The sequence below is a fragment of the Rhodocytophaga aerolata genome (assembly GCF_030503435.1).
In the GTDB taxonomy this organism is placed as follows: Bacteria; Bacteroidota; Bacteroidia; order Cytophagales; family 172606-1; genus Rhodocytophaga; species Rhodocytophaga aerolata.
Genome location: NZ_JAUKPO010000017.1, coordinates 49,945 through 74,053, shown reverse-complemented (window position 1 = coordinate 74,053; position 24,109 = coordinate 49,945). Strand labels below are relative to the sequence as shown.

General features: G+C 40.2%; 22 protein-coding genes. 1 reads left to right on the top strand and 21 read right to left on the bottom strand.

Annotated elements, in window-relative coordinates; genetic code table 11:
- Nucleotides 1-31 precede the first annotated feature (31 nt).
- The 19 genes from Q0590_RS23375 to Q0590_RS23285 all read right to left on the bottom strand — a co-directional run bounded on the left by Q0590_RS23375 (nucleotide 32) and on the right by Q0590_RS23285 (nucleotide 21,120).
- Nucleotides 32-703, bottom strand: a complete 672-nt coding sequence (locus Q0590_RS23375) for a DUF305 domain-containing protein (protein WP_302040038.1) — start codon at nucleotides 701-703, stop codon at nucleotides 32-34.
- A gap of 161 nt (nucleotides 704-864) precedes the next feature.
- Nucleotides 865-1,161, bottom strand: coding sequence for a DUF6122 family protein (locus Q0590_RS23370; protein WP_378410446.1), 297 nt, complete (start codon nucleotides 1,159-1,161; stop codon nucleotides 865-867).
- A gap of 71 nt (nucleotides 1,162-1,232) precedes the next feature.
- A complete protein-coding gene (locus Q0590_RS23365) occupies nucleotides 1,233-2,312 on the bottom strand; it encodes a sialidase family protein (RefSeq protein WP_302040036.1) in 1,080 nt (359 codons plus the stop codon).
- Nucleotides 2,313-2,360: 48 nt separating this feature from the next.
- The gene (locus Q0590_RS23360; RefSeq protein WP_302040035.1) at nucleotides 2,361-2,906 is read right to left on the bottom strand and encodes a helix-turn-helix domain-containing protein; all 546 of its coding nucleotides are present in this window, start codon (nucleotides 2,904-2,906) and stop codon (nucleotides 2,361-2,363) included.
- Between the two features lie 134 nt (nucleotides 2,907-3,040).
- On the bottom strand, nucleotides 3,041-3,676 hold the full coding sequence (locus Q0590_RS23355; protein WP_302040034.1) for a DUF3347 domain-containing protein: 636 nt from the start codon (nucleotides 3,674-3,676) through the stop codon (nucleotides 3,041-3,043).
- Between the two features lie 57 nt (nucleotides 3,677-3,733).
- Nucleotides 3,734-5,074 carry an efflux RND transporter periplasmic adaptor subunit gene (locus Q0590_RS23350; protein WP_302040033.1) on the bottom strand — a complete coding sequence of 447 codons (1,341 nt, stop codon included), beginning with the start codon at nucleotides 5,072-5,074 and terminating at the stop codon, nucleotides 3,734-3,736.
- The gene (locus Q0590_RS23345) at nucleotides 5,074-6,255 is read right to left on the bottom strand and encodes an efflux RND transporter periplasmic adaptor subunit (protein WP_302040032.1); all 1,182 of its coding nucleotides are present in this window, start codon (nucleotides 6,253-6,255) and stop codon (nucleotides 5,074-5,076) included. Before Q0590_RS23345 ends, Q0590_RS23350 begins: the two co-directional genes overlap by 1 nt.
- Before the next feature lie 61 nt (nucleotides 6,256-6,316).
- The gene (locus Q0590_RS23340; protein ID WP_302040031.1) at nucleotides 6,317-7,579 is read right to left on the bottom strand and encodes a TolC family protein; all 1,263 of its coding nucleotides are present in this window, start codon (nucleotides 7,577-7,579) and stop codon (nucleotides 6,317-6,319) included.
- Between the two features lie 4 nt (nucleotides 7,580-7,583).
- Nucleotides 7,584-9,509 carry an efflux RND transporter permease subunit gene (locus Q0590_RS23335; protein WP_302040030.1) on the bottom strand — a complete coding sequence of 642 codons (1,926 nt, stop codon included), beginning with the start codon at nucleotides 9,507-9,509 and terminating at the stop codon, nucleotides 7,584-7,586.
- Nucleotide 9,510: 1 nt separating this feature from the next.
- Nucleotides 9,511-10,788 carry an efflux RND transporter permease subunit gene (locus Q0590_RS23330; RefSeq protein WP_302040029.1) on the bottom strand — a complete coding sequence of 426 codons (1,278 nt, stop codon included), beginning with the start codon at nucleotides 10,786-10,788 and terminating at the stop codon, nucleotides 9,511-9,513.
- A 121-nt stretch (nucleotides 10,789-10,909) separates the two neighbouring features.
- Nucleotides 10,910-11,314, bottom strand: a complete 405-nt coding sequence (locus tag Q0590_RS23325) for an HYC_CC_PP family protein (RefSeq protein ID WP_302040028.1) — start codon at nucleotides 11,312-11,314, stop codon at nucleotides 10,910-10,912.
- 273 nt (nucleotides 11,315-11,587) lie between these two features.
- Nucleotides 11,588-11,914, bottom strand: coding sequence for an FAD-binding oxidoreductase (locus Q0590_RS23320; RefSeq protein WP_302040027.1), 327 nt, complete (start codon nucleotides 11,912-11,914; stop codon nucleotides 11,588-11,590).
- 91 nt (nucleotides 11,915-12,005) lie between these two features.
- The gene (locus Q0590_RS23315; RefSeq protein ID WP_302040026.1) at nucleotides 12,006-13,421 is read right to left on the bottom strand and encodes an MFS transporter; all 1,416 of its coding nucleotides are present in this window, start codon (nucleotides 13,419-13,421) and stop codon (nucleotides 12,006-12,008) included.
- Between the two features lie 92 nt (nucleotides 13,422-13,513).
- Complete coding sequence (locus tag Q0590_RS23310) at nucleotides 13,514-14,863, bottom strand: TolC family protein (RefSeq protein WP_302040025.1); 1,350 nt, start codon at nucleotides 14,861-14,863, stop codon at nucleotides 13,514-13,516.
- A 25-nt stretch (nucleotides 14,864-14,888) separates the two neighbouring features.
- Nucleotides 14,889-17,972 carry an efflux RND transporter permease subunit gene (locus Q0590_RS23305; RefSeq protein ID WP_302040024.1) on the bottom strand — a complete coding sequence of 1,028 codons (3,084 nt, stop codon included), beginning with the start codon at nucleotides 17,970-17,972 and terminating at the stop codon, nucleotides 14,889-14,891.
- Between the two features lie 21 nt (nucleotides 17,973-17,993).
- A complete protein-coding gene (locus tag Q0590_RS23300; protein WP_302040023.1) occupies nucleotides 17,994-19,058 on the bottom strand; it encodes an efflux RND transporter periplasmic adaptor subunit in 1,065 nt (354 codons plus the stop codon).
- 141 nt (nucleotides 19,059-19,199) lie between these two features.
- Entirely contained in the window at nucleotides 19,200-20,597 is a 1,398-nt protein-coding gene (locus Q0590_RS23295; RefSeq protein ID WP_302040022.1) for a hypothetical protein, read from the bottom strand.
- 74 nt (nucleotides 20,598-20,671) lie between these two features.
- Nucleotides 20,672-20,884 (bottom strand): heavy-metal-associated domain-containing protein, encoded by a 213-nt coding sequence (locus Q0590_RS23290; protein WP_302040021.1) that lies wholly within the window; start codon nucleotides 20,882-20,884, stop codon nucleotides 20,672-20,674.
- A 29-nt stretch (nucleotides 20,885-20,913) separates the two neighbouring features.
- Nucleotides 20,914-21,120: a heavy-metal-associated domain-containing protein gene (locus Q0590_RS23285; protein ID WP_302040020.1), complete on the bottom strand. Its 207-nt coding sequence runs from the start codon at nucleotides 21,118-21,120 to the stop codon at nucleotides 20,914-20,916.
- Between the two features lie 233 nt (nucleotides 21,121-21,353).
- On the opposite strand from Q0590_RS23285, the gene Q0590_RS23280 reads away from it, so the two are divergent.
- Complete coding sequence (locus tag Q0590_RS23280; RefSeq protein WP_302040019.1) at nucleotides 21,354-22,412, top strand: class I fructose-bisphosphate aldolase; 1,059 nt, start codon at nucleotides 21,354-21,356, stop codon at nucleotides 22,410-22,412.
- Nucleotides 22,413-22,685: 273 nt separating this feature from the next.
- On the opposite strand, the gene Q0590_RS23275 is transcribed toward Q0590_RS23280, so the two are convergent.
- Nucleotides 22,686-23,255 carry a MarC family protein gene (locus tag Q0590_RS23275; protein ID WP_302040018.1) on the bottom strand — a complete coding sequence of 190 codons (570 nt, stop codon included), beginning with the start codon at nucleotides 23,253-23,255 and terminating at the stop codon, nucleotides 22,686-22,688.
- A gap of 126 nt (nucleotides 23,256-23,381) precedes the next feature.
- Entirely contained in the window at nucleotides 23,382-24,077 is a 696-nt protein-coding gene (locus tag Q0590_RS23270; RefSeq protein WP_302040017.1) for a DUF8832 domain-containing protein, read from the bottom strand.
- Between the last annotated feature and the right edge of the window lie 32 nt (nucleotides 24,078-24,109).

Below are 24,109 nucleotides of genomic sequence, written 5' to 3'. Positions count from 1 at the left end.
ATTTTAGTCTTACTTTCACCTTTGCCTTTCTTTAGAAAAGAGGCTGGCCATGCTCGTTGCGGAATTCACCTAATTTGATAATTTCTTCTTCCTGGTGATCTATTATCATTTGTGCCTCCTTTTTAGCAGGTTCATCATCCCCAAATTCAAGCTCTATTTTCGACATATCAATTGCTCCCTGATGATGGTGTATCATCATTTCAGCAAAATCATAATCTGGATCAATTGTTTCAGGTACAGATCCCATTGTTTCTTCCATTTTCTTCATGGCTTCATCCATCTTCATTTTAAATTTACTATAGGTTTCTTCAGATACAGGTTCTGGCGATCCATAAGAGTCAAGAAAAGCTTGTAATCTTTTTATACTTGCTTCATCTGCATCTTTTGCTTCCTGTGCTAACTGCCGTGCTTTTGCTTCATGTCCATACTTTAATTCTATTTGGGCCATATCAACACTACCTATATGGTGGGGTATCATCATCCTAGCAAAATCAACATCCGGGTCCATAGTCATGGGCGTTTCCATCATGGCTTTCATCATTGTCATCATGGCTGCGTCCATCTCTTTATGAAAGGCTTCTTTCTTTTGATTTTCTTTGATAGGATTGAAATCTTCAGGCAATCCAAGAAATTGACAGCCTGTGAAAACAAAGCAACAGGCAAAGACTAAAGTTAACAGTGAAAGTAAACGGTGGTTTGTCATAGTTTTAAGGTTAAATATGGTGTGTCATATGCTTATACAAGCCCAGTAAAGGATTCTATCAGAGCAAAAAGATAAAATCAGAAATCAATTAATTGTACAAATAAAATCCCTAAAGGTTTTACATAATTCTTGGAGAGTTTTACATAATTTGTTAGAACAAACTACATAGTTAAACAATCTAGATAGTCAAGTAGCATATGAATAAGTAACCCTATTGATAGTATACGAAGCTTTGGAAGTAGAACCATCAAAGCATATATGAAAATGGCTATATATGAATGCAAGGGATGAAAGCCAATGCTACACCGGTTTGGATCAAATACTGGAGTTGCTAATAAGTGGTCTACATCAACTATCATGGTAGCCCCCATTATTAGCCAGGCACGAATCCACTGATGCCTGAAAAAAATCCAGGCTATCAGGCCTGGCATAAGTAAATGAAGTACCAGATGAATCATTTATTACTTAGTATGGCTTTATTGGTTTTACTCTTTAAAATAAGATAATAAATACAGCTGGAGGTAAATATCTAATATTTGGCATCTAACGGCTTCACTACAATTTCTTTGTTTTCAGTTTCCCAGAATGCTAGTGTAAAATCTTTTACTGAAACAACATTTGGATAACGTCCCTTCCCTAAGGAAGTAATTTTATTGGATGTAGTAGAAAGCGATAAAATTTCATTGTTTTCACTCCATAATACCTTGATTCCCTGCTCATTCTTTGTTACAACTGGCGTTTTACCTGTACCTAATTTTACTTCTTCTTTACCAGGCTCACACAAAAATATGTCTCCTTCCCGTCTCCAGACAGTAATTACATCACCTTTTTCATCGCTATAGAGGCTACCTCCATCCATGGGACATCCTTCCAATTTCCAGCTACCGCTTCCTAATTTTACAGGAGAGGAAACCTTATTCATCCCGTCTTCAACAGACACTAAATACATATCCCTGAATCCATCCAATTGATTTCTCCACATCACATACAGCTTATCGCGGTTATTATAAATCATGGATACTTTACAACACTCGCAGATAGTAGTATCAGGTGAAGCGTAAATTAATTTGTTCTTACTCCATGTTTTACCTCCATCTTTTGAAACTGAACCATACAGCTGATTATTACCACTCCTCAAATCGTTCCAGACTGAGTATATATTACTTCCTTTACCCTTAGCTATTGCCACGAAACCTTCTTTGGCTACTGTATCTACATCATTGATTCTACTGGGGCCTTCCCATTTCTGGGAATGCCTATTTAGTTTCCAGCTATAGATATTTCCTTTTTCGTTGACAGCAGTAATGACCGTATGATCGCCCCAACTAGCTATCTGAGGACCTCTCCCCATCCCAAGCATCAGCCCCTCAGGCAGGCCAGCTACTAAGGCGGGTTTGGTAAAGCTTTTACCTTTGTCTGTAGATTCTATGTAATAAAGGTTATCTTCCAACCCGTATACCAGCTTTAGTATCCCATGGTCATTAATCACCGCTTTAGGTTGCAGGCCAGAGCCGATAGTGATTGGCTCCTCTTCTTGCACCTGAGTATAGAAGACAACGGAGATGAAAGTATATAATATAAAAAGTTGATGTATAAGAGAAAGAGCCATTTATCTACATGTTAAGATTTGTCAAAAATTATTTGATTATAAAACAATTTACTTCAACTGGTCAATAAACTTTCTTCTACTGCCATTTTCTTTCCGGTATTGAGTAGGAGATGTTCCAACAATACGCTTGAATTGATTGGAAAAATGGGCAATATTGCTATAGCCTAACTTTCTGGCAATCTCACCCAGACTTAATTCATGGTAAGAAAGAAGTTCCTTGGCCCGTTCAATCTTCTGTAAAATATAAAACTTTTCTACGGTTATATGCTCAAGGGTTGAAAAGGCATTACTCATATAATGATAATCCTTATTCAGGATAGCAGCCAGATAATCAGAAAAATTAATGTGTATATTCTCAATTTTGCCTGAATAGATTAACTCAATAATGGTAGTTTTTATTTCTTCTACTATTAACCCTTGTTTATCTTCTATTAACTCAAAACCTTCGCTTACTAAGATATTTTTCACAGCATTCATATCAATGGAGCTGTCAGCTGATTTTACTGTAACTTCACCTAATTGAATGTGCTCTACTTCAAGTCCCAGCTTCTCCATATCATCCTTTACGACTTTGATACATCGCGGACAGACCATGTTTTTCACATGTAATGTGGCTATCTCCATTATAGAAGTTTCAATATAAGTGGTTCAAAAAATAAAAACCAGCAGCTTACATCCAATACTTTGAGTCAGCATTTAAGATATCAGACGTAAGCTTTTGATTGTTCTTACTGCACAGATAGTGTTTCTTTATTCTCTCCGCATTTGAGCATTTTATCTCCAAAGTAGGGATTGCGGATTTCTTTATTCTCGCTGATCCAGTAGGCGCCTTTTTCATTATTGGCCATCGGGCAATATTGATAATAAGCTGTCTCGGTGTTAGCCTCTGTAGCTTTTATTAAAGAAAATAAACTGGTGGAGAGCATATCCAATTGAGCTCTTTGAGCTTCTATATCTCCGCTGCTGGCAATTTGATCAGCATGTTGATTGATCATGGCTACTTGTTCACTGATAAATGTTTTTGCTTCTCCATTCACTGGTGCACTAGCAACCTTCTCTGCATTTGCTTTCAGCGACTGAGCGCCTTTTTTTGCCTCTTCCGGATTTGCAGCTACTAATGCATTTTTTAAAGTAATGTAGCTTTTATAGGTTTCCCCAATTTGATTTTTAACCTCCTCAGAAACAGCAGTAAGGTCAGGCGTATTTGTTAGGGCTTCACCTGCATCTGCATGGCCGGTGTGGTCTTCGCTTGTAGCATTTTCGCTAGTGGAATGATTGGAGGTACTAGAGTCACATGCAGTAAAGTTGAATACAAATAGGGCAATAACTCCTGTTGCCAATACCTTTTTCATTTGTTTTTTCATCGTTTTAATTGGTTTATGTATGTTGAATTTGTTTTAGTTATGAATTTGTTTGTGTTATTAATGCGTATGTTTTTGAGCGCCTCCTTGCTGAAGCACAAATTCACTATTTAACAGATAGGCACCGGAACTGACTACCCGTTCGCCGGCTTCTATGCCGGAAAGAATTTCTACTTCCCGTTTGTTTTCAATGCCGGTTGTTACCATTCTTCTTTCAAACATTCCTTTTTCACCTTCCACCCACACTATTTTCATCTGCTCGAGTAAAAGGGCTGACTTAGGTATGACCAACGCCTCTTTTCCACCATGGCTCAGGCGGATATAGGCCATCATTCCAGGCTTTATCTGCTCATCCGGATTTTGGATGGCAAACCTGACAAGGCCTATCTTTTGATTTTCTTCCAGAGCCGGGGCGCTGAAAACTGGTTTGGCGGTATATTTTTTTCCGGGCAGCGATTCAAATTCGGCTATTAACGTAGGATTCTGTTTTAAAATAGTGAACTCCTGGGGATACACTTGCGCTTCAATCCATAATGAACTTAGATTGGCTATTTCAAACAAAGGCATCCCCTCTTCTACATAAACCCCTTCAGTTATCTTCAAATCGGCTAAATAGCCACTCGCCTGACTGTAAAAACTGCTATAAGGCGAAGGCTTTCCAGCTTTTGAAAGCTCTGCTATTTGCTTTTCGCTCATACCCCACAAAAGCAATTTATTTCTGGCTGCCTCTATTAACTGATCAAGTATTTCTTTCTGTGAAGCAAATTTTTGGGACTGTTTCAAAGACTGAATGAAATCGGTCTGTACGGCTAATAGTTCTTCGCTATATAAAGCATAAAGTAACTGCCCTTTGTTGATCCTTTCTCCAGGGTTTCGTACATATAGCTTCTCTATTCTGCCACGCACCCGGGCACTGATCACTTGTACACTTTTCTCATCCTGCGCCACTGTGCCTAGCAGTAGGTTATTTTCATGCATGTTTTTAACGCCTGCGGTATCAGTACCAAGATTGATCAAAAGCTGCTGTCTTTCTGTTAAATGGATCATGTTTTCATGACTTTGCCCGGCCTCCTTTTTCACCAGATCCATACCGCAAATAGGGCAATTGCCTGCCGTTTGGGACCGCACAGTTGGATGCATAGGACAGGTGTAGTAACTTTCCTCTTGCCTATTAGCTTGTGGTGTTGCATTTTGTGCGTTTTTTTTCACCAGATCCATCCCACAAACAGGACAACTACCAGGCTCTTCAGACCGCACAGTTGGATGCATAGGACAGGTATAATAAGCTTCTTCTTGCCCCGTCTGATTGGTATGGTCATGTCCCTGCTCCCGGTTACATGACCAGGAAAACATACTCAGGAGTGTAAGTATACAAAGTGTATATTTTTTTAATCTTTCCATTATTCTACAATACTTTCACTGTCTAATAAATACCCTGCATATTTTGCTATCACCTCATCCTTATTCAGCCCCTCAGTAATTTGAGTAAAATCATCACTTCTGATGCCTGTCAAAACAGTTCTAGGCACAAACACCTTTTTTCCGGATGGGGTATCTTTTGTTTTCACCCACACTATTTTCCGCCCACCTAAATCGGATAGACTGCTATTGGGTACTAACATGCGTGCTTGACTGCCCGTCTGAATTTCTGCTCTTACCAGTGAATTTGCTTTCAAATCTTCCTCGGAATTATCCAGATACACACGGGCCTGCATAAATTGTATTCCTTCGCTATATACAGGCTCAATAAAGTTGATTTTGCCCTCAATGGGTTTATCCGGATAAACCTCACTTACTACTTTAACTGGGGTATTTTCCGTTATAAAAGACTGGTCTTCTACATCTACTGCTAATAATGCCCATACTTTCTTGAAATCATTGATCGTAAAAAGTGTTTGTCCGGCATTCACATAGGCACCTTCCCTCAATTGTGGATTTGTCTGCGTATTACCTGAGGCTTTATCGCTGGTAGCGGAAGCATCCCCAATCATACTCATTCCTTCCGCTGTACCTTCTTCTCTACTACTTGTCATAGCCGGGCTGGCGCTTTCCAGAATAACATACCCGGTATAAGGACTGTAAATAGTTATGGTAAGTGATATTTTATCTCTCTGTTCCAGATTATTAATTTGAGTTTCGGAAAGGCCAAGTAATACCAGCTTTCTTTTAGCGCTTTTAATAAGGTTTTCATCTGCATTACTTTTTAACAAATACAGGTACTCTTCCTGACTGGTTCTTAATTCGGGGCTGTATAAATCCAGTACTTTTTCGCCTTTCCCGATATACTGGTAGTTATATTTTACATACAACTTTTCAATCCTTCCTCCCACCCTGGTTGATAGCACCTGGTTTCTCATGGGGTCTTCGCTGATATATCCATTTAGCTTAACTACACTTCCGGATGCTTTCACAACAGGTTCTACTGTTTCCTGGCTGGAAATTACCGTCTGATTTACCGAGCGCACAATATCTGCTAAGGAAGTATCTACTGTGGATGTAGCATGATTCTGATTCGGACCCATTGTATGACCCTCGTGGTCAGTCTTTTCTGTTGCAGGGTTGCAAGCTGCTAACAGAAACATGAGTAGTATACTACCTATGCGGAATCCCAATCTTATTAAATTTCTATAAACTTGATATTGCCTATTGATTACCCGTTTCATATTCATATTCTGCTTCAAGTTTTAACACATTTCCTTCTTTATCCAACTTTTCTAACTGCTTCATCAGCAGCATATCCCAGGCATCCATCAGCGAAGCAAAGCTGCCGGTATTCTGCCTGTAAGCAATAAAATTTACATCCAGGCTTTTTCTGAAGGCAGGAATGATGTTTTCCTGATAATTCTTTAGTTGTGCTTTTTCGTATTTCAGCATCGTAAGCTTCTCACTGATCATTCTACCGGCCATCAACTGCATGCCCTCCTTTTCTTTTTGCATCGCTTCAATCTCAAAGTTCATAGACTTTACTTCTGACTTATACATTCCCGATGACCAGGGAACAATAGGAATTGTGACCATTCCCATCAGAGAGAATTGATTGGGCATACCAAACATCTGCATATGCTCCACCCTGACACCAAAATCGGGTTTGCGGCCTGCTGCCATCACCTCTCTATTTAATTGCATGGACGCTATACTGCTTTCCATGGCTTCAATATCAGCCCGGTTCTGGGCCGCTGTTACCGCAGATATATTCACGTACTCTTTCGCCTTCATTACTGTATCAATCGAAAAAGTTAGATCCGGATCTCGGTTCAGCAGTGTATTGATGCCTATAGTAGATTCAGCAATGCCTGCTTCTGCCATCAGGCGCATATTTTTTACTTCTTCCAGGCGGGCTTTCAGGGTGTAAATGTTACTTAATTCCGACTGATTATAAGCATAGCGGTTTTCAGCAGTACTAATAAAAAGCCCCAATAGCTCTTCACTTTCTCCGATAATGGCTAAGCGCTTTTCATTGATATAGCGGTTGTAGTAGAAGACTTTTGCCTGAGCCCTGTAGGAATTTTTAGCCCAATCGGCATTCTTTTGCTGTATTTGCCCTAAAGACCTGTAATAATTTTCCTTTGCATTCAGCTTAGCAGGATTGGGTATCATTTGCTCTAGTGAAAACATCAGCCCTGCCTGATTCATTGGGTCCATTTCATTTTGCATAATAGAAACATTATAAGGAATGCGGTTGAGGCCGGCAGAAAATGTAGGCGGCATCCAGCTCCTGGCACCTTCTACTCTTGCTTGCGCTGCCTTCAGGTTGGCTTCATATTTAGTGATGTCAGGATAAGTTGTTTCTACCCGCTCAAGTAATTCAGCTAAACTCACATGCTCCTGGGCAGCGACTATATGAGGCAGAAAACTTACCATGGCGGCCAGCATAATGATTTGGGTATAAATATGGGTTGTCTTCATCTGTTTATTCTTTAATGTCCAGCACTTGCAGTTTCCCTTTTTTTGTAAGCTCCCTTTCTTTAATTAATTGATAGATAACCGGTAGCACGATCAGTACAAATAATGTGGATGAAATCAGTCCGAATACAAAGGGTATGGTTATAGGTTTCATTACATCACTTCCTACCCCGGTAGCTAACAGCACCGGGAGCAGTCCAAGCATATCTGCCATTACCGTCATCAGTTTAGGCCTAACCCTTAACACGGCTCCTGCAAACACAGCATCTTCTAGGTCTTTCCGGGAGATAGTAGCAGCGGAATTTCCTTTTCTTGCTATCAATTGCCCGATGGCCTGATTTAAATACACAATCATGAGAATACCTGTTTCTATGGCAATACCTGCCAGGGCAATGAAACCTACCGCTACGGCTACTGAGAAGTTCACTTCAAAGAAGTACAATGAATACACACCTCCGATCAACGCAATGGGCAGGCTGGAAAGCACAATCAAAGGTTCTGTGATGGATTTGAAGTTGAAATACAGGATAAAGCAAATGATTATAAGGGCTACAGGAATAATGATTTTTAGCCTGTTTTCTGCCCGGATCTGGTTTTCGTATTGACCGCTCCACTCAATAAAGTAGCCGCTGGGCAGCTTATCAAAGGCTTCTTCTATGCGTTCTTTGGCATCACTTACTACACTTCCCATGTCTCTTCCTCTCACGTTAAATAGTACTGTACCACGCAGCAAAGCATTTTCAGAACTGATCATGGGTGGGCCTTCCGTAATTTCAATTGCTGCAACAGCCGACAAAGGAATGACACCATATGCGGCTGTCTGGATAGGAATGCGAGCAATTTCTGAAAAATCATTTCTATAATCCTGTGCCAGCCGTACACTCACACTGAATCTTTCTCTGCCTTCCACGGTGTTGGTCAAGCTCATTCCGCCAAGGGCCGATTCAATAATCATATTCACATCATCTACACTCAGCCCATATCTTCCTAGCTGGTCTCTTTTGATTTGTATGTCCAGGTACTTTCCTCCGGTGAGTTGTTCGGTATACAAATCTGCTAATCCTTCCACTCCCTTCAGTGCCGTTTCTACCTGCCGGGAAATGGAGTAAATGGTATCCAGGTTAGCACCATAAATTTTTACGCCTACATCTGTCCTAATACCAGTAGAAAGCATATTGATCCGATTGATGATGGGCTGCGTATAGCCATTGGTTACGCCTGGAATCTGCATTTTCTCATCAAGCTCTGCAATGAGTTTTGCTTTTGTCATGCCATCCCTCCACGCTGAACGGGGCTTAAGTATGATGATGCTTTCAATCATACTCATGGGGGCATTGTCTGTGGCAGTGTAGGCTCTTCCGGCTTTACCCAGCACATTTTCTACTTCCGGAATCGTTTTAATAATTTTATCCTGTACCTGCAGAATTCGTTTGGCCTCTGAGTTGGAGATATCCGGTAAGGTAACGGGCATAAACAGAATGGAGCCTTCATCTAGTGGCGGCATAAACTCTGTTCCCATCCGGATAATAAAAGGAATACTTCCCAGCACGATAAGCACTGAGAGGGCGATTACTGTTTTTTTCCATCTCAGGCAAAGTCTTATTATCGGGCTGTATATCCTGATAAAAAATCTCGAAATCGGATTGCGGCTTTCAGGAATGAGCTTGCCTTTGATTAAGGTACGCATCAGCATCGGCACGATAAGTAAGGCCACAATAGCTGATCCGATCATGGTAAAAGTTTTGGTAAGCACCAGTGGTGAAAAGAGCTTATTCTCCTGCCCGGTGAGGAAAAGTATAGGTGCAAAAGAAACAAGGGTGATCAGAATAGAGAAAAAAACAGCCCTTCCTACGGTCCTGGCAGATCTTTCTATGGTTGCGACTCTTTGCTCTTCTGAGAGAGATCTGGTATGTACAATTGGTTCCCGTTCCATTTTATACCCTTTCTTTGTTTAACACTTCATCTGTCAGTTCCCTATAAGTATTTTCAGCCATCACAATCCCTGCATCCACTAAATCACCAATCGCCAGGGCAATGCCTCCAAGTGACATAATATTAAGGCTGATTCCGGAGAGTTGAATGAGGATAAAGCCAATCAGCACAGACAGTGGTATGGTGATAATAGCTACCAGGGCCGTTCTGACATGAAAAATAAATACCATGACCACTAGTGACACTACCAGTAGTTCTTCCCAAAGCGCTTCTTGCAAGGTGGCTACTGCCGCTTCAATGAGATCACTTCTATCGTAAGCAATTTTAAACTTTACTCCTGGTGGAAGGCCTCTTTCTACTTCCTGCATTTTCTCTTTGACCAGGTCGATTACTGCTTTGGCGTTGGCTTCATAGCGCATCACCACAATACCGCCTACTACTTCTCCCTCTCCATTTTCTTCTGTAATTCCCAGCCTAAACTCCCCGCCCATCTGAACGGTAGCCACATCTTTCACCAGAATGGGAATAGACTTGTTCATGCCCAGGGGAATGTTCTCTATATCTGCTACATTTTTTATATAGCCGAGGCCACGGATCATATAGCCCATGTCATTCATCTCATAAATGCTTCCGCCGACATCCCGGTTATTCTGCGTTACTTTTTGTAGTAAGCTCATCAAGGGTATGTTGTAATACACCAGTTTTTGAGGGTCAATGGTGATCTGGTATTGTTTCTGAAAACCACCGAAAGAAGCTACTTCGCTTACCCCTTCCACATTCTGTAAGGCGAACTTTACATACCAGTCCTGAATGGCTCTTTGTTCGCCCAAGTTATATCCAGGCGCATCCAGGGTGTACCAGAATACATGGCCTACGCCTGTTCCATCCGGACCGAGTGTGGGGGTAATGCCTTGTGGAAGGGAACGCTGGGCATAATTTAATCTTTCCAATACCCTTGTTCTAGCCCAGTAGATATCAGTATCGTCTTCGAATATGACAAAAATGAAGCTCATGCCAAACATAGAAGATGCCCGGATGGCTTTCACGTTTGGCAAACCCTGCATATTGGAAACAAGTGGATAAGTAATCTGGTCTTCTATGATCTGCGGATTTCTGCCCATCCATTCTGTGTAGACGATAACCTGATTTTCGGATAAATCAGGAATAGCATCTATGGGGGTTTGCCATATAGAGTAAATGCCTCCGATGATGATTAGCCCAATACCTATCCATACAAAAAACCGGTTATGGATAGACCAGGAAATGATTCTATTGATCATGTCAATAATAAAAAATTACTAAAAGAAGAAAATGTGATGAGCCTCAGCGTGAAAGCAAATAGATATTAGCTCCTATTTTGCATAGGCTTTCTGCTACACGGCTGTGTAAATAAGAAGGGTATCAAATTCTGAAATACCGGTTCAAAAGGTAAATAGGAACCTTTAAAGAGGATGTATGAGTAGTGTCAGGGAAAAAGGCTGCCTCATATGAGTACAGAAGTCCTGAAATAAGTTGTAGGAAAAATAAAGGAAGTAAAGTGTAAGCAGGTGCTCCTAACTTAAAATCAAAACTCGAAGCCTGTTTATTGTCTGTTGATAGGTCTACTTGCTGATCATCACAACAGTCAGAGGCTGCAGGAGGATTTTCTTGCTGCGTCTTTGCTTGATTGCAAACACAAGATTTTTTCTCAGCTGATTTGAAAGTATAGGATGTTAGTTTTTCTCCACAAAAATGCAGGCTATAGGCTAATCCAGGGATGGAAAGCAAATAGACAAACATCAGGAGAATACTAACATTTTTTTTCAAAGCAATATAAATTTAGCAATTGCAAAATTAACTATATTTTAATTACTATGTTTTACACAATTTTGTTTCGTTTTTGCAAAATTTTAAGATAGAGGTTGCAAAATTTACAATAAAAGACCCTTGGTTAATAAAGTTTATTTAAGCTAAGCTTATTATATTGGTTAACTCAAAAGTATTAACAGCTAATATAGAAGAGTATGATTAAAGTCATAATGTCCTATAATTCAAATCATTTGCCTAAGATTCCCTAATATAATTTTGTATCAATTAAACTTAATACAATAACTCTGTTGTAAAGTTGCCGTTTGGTCCTGATACCTCCAATACATCGCCTTTTTGTATATGTTCTACCAAATAGTTTGACATTACCCCATTGGGTACCTTCTTAATGGTTACAGCCAAGATAGCATCTAAGTAAGGAGAAGTACAAATGGAATATGTTCTGCTCACCCTTTTACCTTCTATCTCTTTAGTAAGGGTGAAAAATTGTCCTGGCTTATAATTGATTTTTTGATCCGCATCGTCAAAATAGATGGTAATCGCATCCATCGTTTCCTTCACCACATTTTTTACCTTAAGGAGCCTTTGGTATGTTTTCATAACAATATTAGTGTTATTTTATTTCTTTGTAATAGACAGATCTACAGATAAAAGAAACTTTTGCAGGTCTGCCTATCAAATAAAACCTAACTTATTTACTTTTAATAAAGACTAGAGCAATTACTGTAGCAATGCCTGCAATAAGAGCAGCTCCAACAAATGCAGCATGAAAGCCAGAATTGAGGGCTTCTATTTGCCCTGAGCCTGCCTGAAGGAGTGAAGATGTTTTGGAGCTAGCAAGAGCGACCATAGCCGCTAACCCTAAAGCTGAACCAACTTGATAGCTTGTATTCACCAATCCAGAAGCCAGGCCAGTTTCTTCCGGTTTTGCCCCTGACATAGAGGCTATGGTTCCGGGTATATAAGAAAGAGACATACCTAAAGCAGCCAGTAAAGAAGCTACTAGCACATTACCCACAAATGAGCCATTGACAGGTACCTGCGCAAATAATATAAGCGATAGCGTTAATATTAATAAGCCAGCTATCAGATTGGCTTTAAATCCGAACTTTCCTACTAATTGGCCTGTAAATCCAACCATTAGAATCATAATCGCAATGGTCATTGGAAGTAAAGCAAGTCCACTGTTAAAAGCGGAAAATTGAAGAACCTGTTGTAAGTATAAATTCAGAAAGAACCACAAAGGAATCCAGGCAGCGGCAAGCAAAGCCATGACAATATTCGCAGCCGGAAGATTAGGTGCCTTGAAAATGTGCAGAGGCATCAAAGGCTCTTTGGTAGAGCGTTGAATGAGAATGAATGTTATAAAAAATGCGGTGGCTCCTCCTAAAAGACCTAAGGTTTGTAAAGATGCCCATCCGGCTTGGTCTGCTGTCACAATGGCATAAACAGCCATCACTAAAGCTAAGGTAACGGAAAGAGCCCCTATTATATCTATTTTACCTTGCTTCTTTTTGCCAGCCAGCAATAGGGTAGGTATAAATACTAATACAAGTATACCTACCGGAATATTTACCAGGAATACCCATCGCCATGAAAGCCATTCTGTAATAACGCCACCCAAAAATACCCCTGCAGAACCTCCGGCAGCGGCAGAAGCACCCCAAAAGCCTAATGCTTTCCCTAACTCTTTAGGATCAGTAAACATACTCATGACAAGCGTAAGTGCAGCAGGTGCAATAAGTGCTGAGCCGAATCCTTGCAAAGCTCTTCCTGTATTCATCGAAGCCTCAGACCAGGCAAGCCCTGCCAATAGAGAAGCGACAGTCAAAATCAGAAAACCTGCCGAAAAGATTTTTCTAGCTCCAAATAAGTCAGAGAGACGACCTCCTAAGAGCAGCAGACCTCCAAAGAAAATAACATAGGCATTAAATATCCATTGTAGATTAGCTTGGGAATATCCCAGCGCTTCTTTAATAGCAGGTAGCGCTACTCCAATAATGGAAGTATCCATAATGACCATAAATTGGGCAGTACATAGTAGAAATAATGCTGTCCACCTTTTATCATATTGTATATTTTGAGTTTTTTGAGCAACAGTTGGCATACAAATTTTTATTTATTTGTGATGGAAATTGATTGAAGAATGAATAATTTAATTCCAAACTGAATTTTGGTCCTTAACACGAGAAAGGCCTTTTACTGCAACCTCCCTAATGCCTTTTCTAGATCCAGATGAGCCATATGCAGATCAAATACTGCTTGCAATTGATTGATCTTTGCTAGGGAAAAGGCTAGTTCTGCATCAGTGAATTCAAGCCTTGAAGACAAGCCCTGCTGATAGCGATCTCTCATAGTGTTATAGCTTATTTGAGCCGATTTAACAGTTTGCTCTTCAATAGACCATCTTTCATAGGCTTCTTCCAGGATGGATAGTTTTGAAGAAAGCTCATTTCTTACCTTTTCTTTGGTATATTCAAACCCAATGTTGCTTTGCTGAAAATTAATTTTGGTTTGTTTTATTCTTGCATCTGTTTTAAATCCAGTAAAAATAGGAACCACGAGTTGAGCCCCAATAAAAGAGGTATTTGGCCACCTGTAGTCAGCTAAGCTTTTATTATCGGCTTGCCCTTGGACTTGAAATTGTCCGGTTGCCCAAAGGCTTGGTAATCTTTCTGCTTTGGTTGCATCCATTTGTTTTTTACTAAGCTCAATAGTGAGTACCTGGCTTTTAATGTCTGGTCTTAGCTGCAAAGCTATCTCTACAGCCTGCTCCAGGCTTAGTGGCTTATCTGCATCATATAAACTTGTAACTAAAGAATCACTTAAATTTATTTCCTGATCAGCCTTTATACCTATCAATGTCTTGAGCTCTGATTTAGAGATGTTGATTCTACTTTTCAGGCTTGAAATAGTGGGTTTTAGGTTTTGAAGGGCTATATAGTTTCTTAGCGTATCTACTACCAACGCTTTTCCTTGCTTCAAAAGTGATCTTGAATCATCTAAGGCTTGTTTATTTCTCTCAAAGCTTTGATGCTGAAGTTCCAATTGCTTTTGGAGAAGCAAAATGGTGTAATATCCCGCATGTACCTGCCGGATCACCTCACTTTTTAAAGCAGTGGTTTTTTCTTTGGTAATTTGCCCTGCTACTAAAGTTGATTTTACCCGCTGCCTGGAGGCTGCCGCAAGTAGAGGCTGATTAACCGTTAACACGCTATTAAAAGCATTTTTACCACCAACAGCTACATCCACTACAGGCTCTTCCGCATTGCCTGTTAAGCTTCCCGGCATAAAAATAACAGGCTTTGAAAAGTAATAAGAATATGCACCTGTAGCACTTACACTAGGAAGCATATTGCTTCTAGCTTCCTTTACGGCTTGCAAAGATTTATCTTCCTCTAAGGATTGTACTTTAATATCCTTATTGTTTGCAAGAGCATAGCTTACAGCCTCCTCAAGGGATAGGGGCTTGCTCTGAGCTGCTATTTTACCAAGTGGTAAGATAGACAGGCCAAAGAGCATCATATAATAGATGAAATTTGTTTTCATGGATTTAAAATTTTAGGACTACGCTTTAAGCACCTACTAATTGAGGCGTTTCTATGGTTTTCTTTTTTCTACTTGTAGACAAGTAAGAATACACTGCGGGGATGACAAATAAGGTCAGAATACCTGCAAACAGTAATCCTCCAACGATCACAATACCTAAGGACTGACGGCTGTTCACGGTCAGAGCGATAGGCAATGCACCAAAGATCATGGCTAGAGAGGTCATCAGGATGGGGCGGAATCTTGAAATGGCTGCTTTTTTAGCCGCTTCCAGCTTAGTTAAGCCTTCTTCTTTTAAGTGATTGGCAAACTCTACTATTAGAATGCCATTTTTGGTAATTAACCCAATTAAAGTAATGATGCCTATTTGGCTAAACACATTCAGGCTTTGGCCAAACCAATTAAGGCTTAAGATAGCTCCTGTAATAGCCATTGGTACTGTAAGCATGATAATGAATGGATCTCTAAGGCTTTCAAATTGAGCGGCTAGAATCAGATAGATAAAGATTAAAGAAATAAGGAAGGTAAGCAGTAGGTTAGAAGAGCTTTCTATAAAGTCCCTAGATTGGCCTGCCAGCGCAGATTTGAAGGTTTCACCTAACACTCTTTGTTTAATGCTTTCCATCTCCTCAATCCCCTCTGCTAAGCTTACACCTGGTGCTAAACCAGCTGAAAGGGTAGCAGACGTATATTGCTCATAGCGGTAGATAGCTGCCGGACTGATGCCTTCCTTGATCGTTACCAGGTTATCTAGTGACACCATAGTGCCATTACCTGCCTTAACAAATACTGATTTTAAATCACTGATATCATTTCTTTTAGATCGCTCTACCTGACCAATGACTTCATACTGCCGTTCATTCTGGATAAAATATCCATAGCGTTGACCAGAGAAGGATAGTTGTAAGGCACGTGCTACTTCCTGGATAGATATGCCCATTAAAGTTGCTTTTTTGCGGTCAATATCTAAGGTCAGCTCAGGTTTGTTGATTTTTAGATCACTATCCACAAACATGAGTTTAGGGCTCTTACGGGCCTCGGCCAGAATCTTTGGTAGCACCTCTGCTACTTTTCCAAGGCTTTGAGCCTGCAAAACATATTGGATGGGTTGTCCACCACCATAGCGTGTACCGATGGTTGGAGGCAAATAAGGGAACAGCAAAATACCTCTGAACTTGCCAGATGCCATGCCATACTGGTTATACAGATCTTGTACTGTTTTTTGCCTTTGGCTAGGATCTTTCAGATAGATACTCTGCATGGCAAAATTTACTGGCGCAGGCGCTGGTGAAAAGGAGATAGCTACCATGGAATAGGTCTGATATAAGCCTTCTGTGGAGTCATTTACATATTTGCCTACCTCTGCCATATTTTTCTTCATGTAATCAAAGGAGACACCCTCAGGGGCAATAGCAATCAAACTTAGGTTGGATCTATCTTCATACGGAGCAAGTTCAGAAGGTAGGTTTTTACCTACAAAGTAGATAATGGCAGTAGTCCCGATCAAGAATACCCAGGCAAGCCATCTGGCTTGCAGAAAAAGAGATAAAAGGGCTGCATAGCCATTATTTAATTTAATAAAGAAAGGTTCTGTTACTCTATAAAGCCAGTTTGGTTTATTCTGTTTCCTTAGCAAATAGGCACTCAGCATGGGAGAAAGCGTAAGGGCTACAAAGGCTGAAACCAGTACAGATCCTGATACAACAATAGCAAATTCTTTGAATAATTGTCCGCTGATACCCCCCATGAAAATGATTGGCAGAAAAACAGCAGCAAGTGTAATGGTAGTGGAGATAACAGCAAAATAAATTTCTTTTGAACCTTTTAAAGCTGCCTCTACCGGGCTCATGCCTTTCTCAATCTTTTCGTAGATGTTTTCCAGCACTACAATGGCATCATCTACCACAAGGCCTATGGCTAGTACTAAACCGAGTAATGTAAGTACATTGATTGAAAAACCGGCCATGTACATAATGAAGAAGGCAGATAAGATCGATACCGGAATGGCAAGTACCGGAATAAGCGTGGAACGCCAATCTCTGAGGAAAATAAAGATAATGAGCACGACTAAGCCAAAAGCAATCAGCAGTGTTTCTTCCACTTCTTTGATAGAGTTGCGCACTGGCTTTGTAAAATCAACGCCCACGATTAGTCTAAAATCAGAAGGTATTTCTTTTTTTAATAATTCTAAGCGGTTGTAAAACTCGTCTACTACTTCTATAGCATTGGCTCCCCGCTGAATTTCAATGGCCACACCCACACCTATTCTATTAATATTATTTGTATTATTTACAATCGCATTACGTTCATTGAACTCTCCTAACTCAGCATATCCTATATCTTTCAGACGGATGATGTTCATGCCGCTTCCCTTGATAATCATATTATTGAAATCTTCTGGGGAAGTAAGGCGGCCAAGGGTCCGTACGCTAAGCTCTGTGTTATTTCCTTCAACTCTGCCAGAGGGCAAATCTATATTTTCTCTTAGCAGTGCTGTACGAATGTCTTCTGGGGTGAGGCTGTAAGCAGCCAGTTTCACTGGGTCAAAGCGCAGGCGCATGGCATATTTATGCTCACCTACAATATTTACCCGGCTTACGCCAGGAATGGACTGCATCCGCTCTTTTACTACTGTAGAAGCAATGTGGCTTACTTCTTTGATATCTTTACTGTCACTTTCCACCTCTAAGAAAGCGACAATGTTATCTACTGAACTTGCTTTTTCTACGATAGGTGGATCTACATCTACAGGCAGTTGATTGCGCGATTTGGCTACTTTATCCCGTATATCATTGAGTGCATCCTCTAAATCGGCATCTCTATTAAACTCAATAGAAATGGCACTTACTTGTTCTCTGGAGACAGAGGAAATGGTGCGCACATTACTTGCTTCGGCTAGGGCTTCTTCTAATGGTTTAGTGATTTTAGAAGCAATTACATCGGGGCTTGCACCTGGGTAAATCGTAGTAACTGAAATGACAGGCGCTTCAGTTAAGGGGAATTCGCGGACACCTAAGTAATTGTAGCCCACTAACCCTAACAGTACAATAACAGCGGAGAAAACACCTGCCAGTACTGGTTTTTTAATACTTAATTCTGATAAGTTCATCGTAATATAGTTTTAGGGTTATTATTGTGCACTCACAATCTGAACAGGTACACCATCTCCGGCGCGTAAGACATTTGACACCATGATGGTATCGCCGGATGAGAGCCCCTCTAGAATCATTGCTTCGCTTTCTGTTCTATTTTGCACTTTTACTGCCTGTGCCCTGGCTGTTCCATTTTTGATAGTGAACACAGTATATCCTTGTGGGGACGGAATTAAGGCTTCTGACGGAATCATTATAGCCTGAGCATCTGCTGAAATAGTTGGAAATGATACTTTTGCGGAAAGTCCTGCTCTTAATTCATTTTGCGGATTATTTGCGATGGCTTCAACAAGCAGGCTACGGCTGCCAGCATCTACATGGGGTTCAGTGGCAGTAATTTGGGCAGTATAGCTCTCCTCTGAGAAATCTGTTTTGAAAGTGATTTTAGTGCCCTCTTTTGCTTTGCCAATGTATTTTTCAGGGATGGCAAAATGTATTTTTACCTTGCTGACATCCTGTAAGTTGGTTAATACCATATTTGGACCAACAAGTGTTCCTTCATGCACTTTAGAAATACCGATACGGCCAGCGAATGGGGCTCTGATTTCTGTTTTTGAAAGCTCTACTTGCAAAAGTTCTTCTTCCGCTTGTAAAGCTTGAAGAGTGCTTAGTACCTGGTCATATTCTTGCTCTCTGACAGCCTGTGTCTTTAGAAGTTCTGACAGCCTCTTTTCATCCGTCCGGGCTAATACTAATTGTGCTTCTATCTTTTTTAACTTAGCCTTTAAATCAGCATCATCTAGTTTGTAGAGCAATTGACCCTTTTGTATATAGGTTCCATCTTTAAATGTAATTGATATTACCTTTCTTGGAATTTCACTGACAATCTCTACTTGTCTATTAGCGACAATGGTTCCTACGATTAATTCATCCTGCTGGTAGGATGAGGCTTGTACTACCTTTACATCTACTGGTAGTTTCTGCATGGGAGCCTGAGTAGCTCCGCTGTTAGTTTCTGCTTCACTTGTCTCACAAGAGGAAAGAAGCATGGTGAGTAAAATAGTGGCTAGTATTATTTGCGACCACATAAGTATTTTTTTCATAGTTGTAGGGATTTAAGTATGAATTGCTTCATTTGTATTCAATTTTTCAAACAGAGAGGGCAAACCTCTTCCACTCTCTTGATCAGGCATTTTTTAAAGCCTGATCAAGAAACAGTTTATTGTGTATGTAGGAAAGTAAGATTAGCGGCTTGCTCCTGAGCTCATTAAGCCTGGATAGAAGCGAATATAGGTTTCAAAGGAAAGCGGATTTTTGCCGTATAAGTTTTGCAGCTTGTTATCCACACCATACCAGGTGCCCTGTACCCCTACGGAAAGATGGGTGTTAACTACCTTAAAGAGGTTCTGATTGATGCCTACCGTGATGGCATTCACAGGGAAAACTGCTCCATGCCCAAATGTTTCTTCATCTAATAACAACTCTTCTGCTGATTTCTCTACCCATTCATATTTTCCATAAATGGCTGTATTGTTTAAGGTAAGGGCACTTTCTACTAAAGCGGAATGCTGCGGTTCATGATGGCCTTTTACGGCTTTGTTATAGCCCCATACAGCGGCTGAGTTTAAGAAAGTTTTAGCTCCCAGTTTTTTAGCATGAATCACTGAAGCAGTGGTTTTATTGACATCTTCTCTTTCACCTATTTCATGTACATCTTTCACCCAGGCTTGAGATACTTGTAAAGCCCACTCGGGTGTTGGGTTATAAGATAATCTTGCAGACCAAGAATCAAATCTGGGTTTGTCAAAGCCAAATCTTTCCTCATTGGGCTCTCTTCCAGTGAAATTAGAACCTTCAATTTTAAAGTTCTTGTAGCGGAAACCTAAAGTAGTTACACCAAAAGTGATATGGGTAGCATCCTGCCAGTGATGCCCAATAGGTGCATCCGGATTATATAAACTGGAAGGGCGGTGCATGAAAGCGACAGGTCCAAAAGCAGGTTCACCTGGATAGCCTAAGTACACAAAAGCATCTACATCCCTTGAGAAAGCATGCGTATAGGCTACAGAGAGTTCAGAAAAAAGATCATGTGGATGTTGTTTATCAACCAAGGGTTCACCTTTCCAAGTTTCTCCGGATTGGAAAAGTAAGGGATAGCCTCCTCCGCCTACGGTTAAGCGGTCTAAAGAAACCATGGCACTGAAACGGAACAAACCATTATTTCCTACTTTTCTTTGGCCCATGCCCATAAACCAGTTAGGGGCATCAAACTTAGATCCACCACGAGAACCCTTGTTGCTGATATCATGATTAGTATAGCGTAAAAACAGATTACCATGCAGCATGTACATCCATTTTTTGGAGTGGATCATGTAGCCATACATAGGAGCGGCATCAGGTAGCCAGCCAGTACCCGAACCATTGCGATTCATCGGCAAGTTCAGCGAAAAAGCATTCGACATCGGCACATCATGCATTGATGAATGTTCTGATTCAGATTGTTCATCCCTAAGCGTATCACTTGAGGTAATTGAAGTATCTTTTTGAACCGGAACAGCTTGATGGTGTCCTTCATGTTGAGCAAGCGTAGTTTGAGCAAAAAATATTATAGTTACCCATACTAGTATAGAAAGAGTTTTCATAAATTTGTATATCGTTTTTAGTTCACAATTTCATTTTAGAACAGGCAGGGATTCGGCCCTCTGCCTGTTCCTTTTTATACTTGTTCAATCGTAAATCCGGCTTTTTGTACCGCTTCTTTAATTTGACTTGTACTTACTTTATCTGTTTCAACTGTTAATAACTTATTAGGATTATAGAAATCTATTTGCCAGTTTCCTTCAATACCTTCTACTTGGTTCAGGTGTGGAGTAACTTTGGCTACACAGCCTGCACATTTGATGTTGGTTTTAAATTTGAGTGTGTTCATAAGTATATAAGTTTTAGATAAAAAATTTCTTATGCCCTTTTGGCATTATAGCCGGCTTTTTCTATAGCTCCAATGATCTGATCAGGGCTTGTTTTACCCTTATCATACTTGATTTGAGACTTTCCTACTTCTATAGTTAAGATTTCTGTACCTGGAAGTTTTGAGATAGTATTCTTAACTATCATTACACAATGTGCACTTCCCATACCTTCGATATTTAATTGCAGCGTTTCCATATTCTACTTTTTTATTAATGATTAATTATATATCAAAGGTACACTCTCTCTACTGCTTAGGCTTTACACAAAAACCGGTTTGATTCATATAATTTTTAGGTTGAATAGAATTTTAGGAAATGATTTTTATTCCCATCATAGACAAATGAAAATTAGTTAGTTATAAATGAATCTTTGCTCCAACACATACGCTTTCCTTGCGTAAAAAATAAGATTACTAAATCACCTTGATTATGGCAGACCAGACAATAATTGACTTACTCGGGGAAAGTGCAGAGGATCTGCTGCAGTACCGATCGACTACTGTTTCCAAAGAATTGCTTCATGTGCCAGGACCGGATTTTATAGACCGCGTATTTGTGCAAACCAACCGGAGCATTCCAGTGCTGAGAAGTTTAGCCACCTTGTTTAATTATGGCCGTTTAGCTGGAACAGGCTACGTTTCTATCTTACCCATCGACCAGGGTATTGAGCATACAGCCGGATTTTCTTTTGCCCCAAATCCTATTTACTTCGATCCTGAGAATATTATCCGACTAGCTATAGAGGGAGGTTGTAATGCGGTAGCTACAACATTTGGTAACTTAGGGATGATTGCTAGGAAGTATGCGCACAAAATACCTTTTATTGTTAAAATCAATCACAACGAATTGCTTACCTACCCTACCAAGTATAATCAAATCATGTTTGGTTCTGTAGAAGAAGCCTGGAACCTGGGAGCTGTTGCTGTAGGGGCTACTATTTATTTTGGCTCTGAAGAGTCAAGCCGGCAAATTATTGAAGTCTCACAGGCATTTGAAAGAGCACATGAACTTGGAATGGCTACGATCTTATGGTGCTATACCCGCAATTCAGCTTTTAAAACAAAAGATAAAGACTACCATGTGGCAGCAGATATTACTGGACAGGCTAATCATCTGGGCGTAACTATCCAGGCCGATATCATCAAGCAAAAAATGCCGGAAACCAATGGAGGCTTTGAGGCTGTAAATTTCTCTAAGTGGCATAAGGATATGTATAATAAATTAGCCACTGATCACCCCATTGACCTATGCCGCTACCAGGTATTAAACTGTTATATGGGCAGGGCGGGACTTATTAACTCTGGAGGAGAATCTGCTGGAGATACTGATCTGGAGCAATCCGTTAGAACAGCAGTCATTAATAAACGAGCGGGAGGCATGGGGCTTATACTGGGTAGAAGGGCTTTCCAGCGTCCTTTTGAGGAAGGTGTGAAATTACTGAACTTAGTGCAGGATGTTTACGGCGACAGCTCTATAACACTAGCCTGATCTTGTGAAAAACAGTTGATCCTGTTCTAATGAATAGAAAAAGGGGTAGTACCCCTTTTTCTATTCATTAGAGAATTTAAGAGATTTGAATCAAAGCTTCACATTGCGCCACTGTTTCGCGAGCCAATTTCAAGGCTTTCGGTATCTGGTTTAAATCAGAAGTGATCAGGGGGAGGCAGCCTGTTTTAGGCTTATTTTATTGAAATCTAATTTGTATTTAAAATGCAGTCTATTAAAAATACTCTTCGTTACCTAACTATTTTTTTCTTTTGATTAAATAAACAAATTTGATTTGACAATTTTGATGGCTATGGCTAGCACTACTATACCAAAAACTTTTCTCATGATACTAAATCCTGTATTTCCAATTTTCTGCTCCAGCCAAGTACTGGAACGGAATACTCCATAGATAATGATTATGTTAAGAATAATACCTAACAAAATATTTGGTATTTCATAAACACTGCGTAGGGATATAATAGTAGTAAGCGTGCCTGCTCCTGCAATCAGCGGGAATGCTAAAGGCACAATAGAACTAGAGCAACTACTTAAAGAATCTTCCCGAATAAGGCTAATGCCCATAATCATTTCCATAGCAATAATAAACATAACTATAGCTCCTGCTATGGTAAAAGAGGAGGTGTCTAAACCTAAGAATTGTAAGAGTGATTCTCCCATAAATAGAAAACCAACCATTAATATTGCAGATATAACCGTTGCTTTTCCGGATTGAACGCCACAGTGACCTTTCCTGATTTTGATGATATAGGGGATATTTCCTAGAATATCAATCACTGAAAATAGGATCATTGTTGAAGCTGTTATTTCTTTCAAGCTGAGCATACTTATGGAATGTTAGAACTTTGGAACTGGGATAACAACTTAAGCAAATATTATTTAGGATGTAATACCACGGTTTAAAAAGCCTTTATCAGCATGTAGCTAAGAATATCTCACTTCTGCCGCCATTCAGTGATGATGCCCAGATAGGGATAACTCTTTCATTGACAGTACGAAGTCAAAAGTGTACAGCCTGTCTTCCAGCAGGAATTGGAGCCAAGTCCTAAAGATTCCCTTTGCCTTAACATCAGCATGTAACACGAGCTCATCTTTATGCACCATTGGATGAACATGTAAGTACTCCTTGCTCTCCTGAGATATCATGACCACGTGCGCCTTTGCACCCAGAAAGTCGCCAAGCGAAGAGGCTGGAATAAGAATGCCATTGCGCTGAATATGTACTTTGATGGCACTTGAATCATTTACATCCAGCTGCACATATACACCCTCGATACTGGCACTTAGCACTTCATGCTGATAGTGCTGAGCTTCTTTCTGCTCTCCGGCCACTACAACCGTTTTTTGGACTACAACAGGAAAGCCGCCAAGAGGCTTGATGTCACTGTAGAGAAAGAACTTACCAGCGAAGGGAAAAGTTAAATTTACCGTATACCCTTTCCCTTCTTTTTGTTGATGTTCATGAGTAAAAAAGGAAAGATCTTCGGATACAACGATTAAATGAATATCCTTTGTATGCACTTCTTCTAAACTAAGAGGTGTAGTACTCTCTTCAGAGCTAATAGGGATAAGCAAAAGGGTAGTTGGTTCCTTTGCTCTTAAAGTGTTATTATTAAATTCTAGCTGTATATCAACTGTATTTTTCATTTTTTCTTAAGCTTTGTGTAACTATAAAAAAT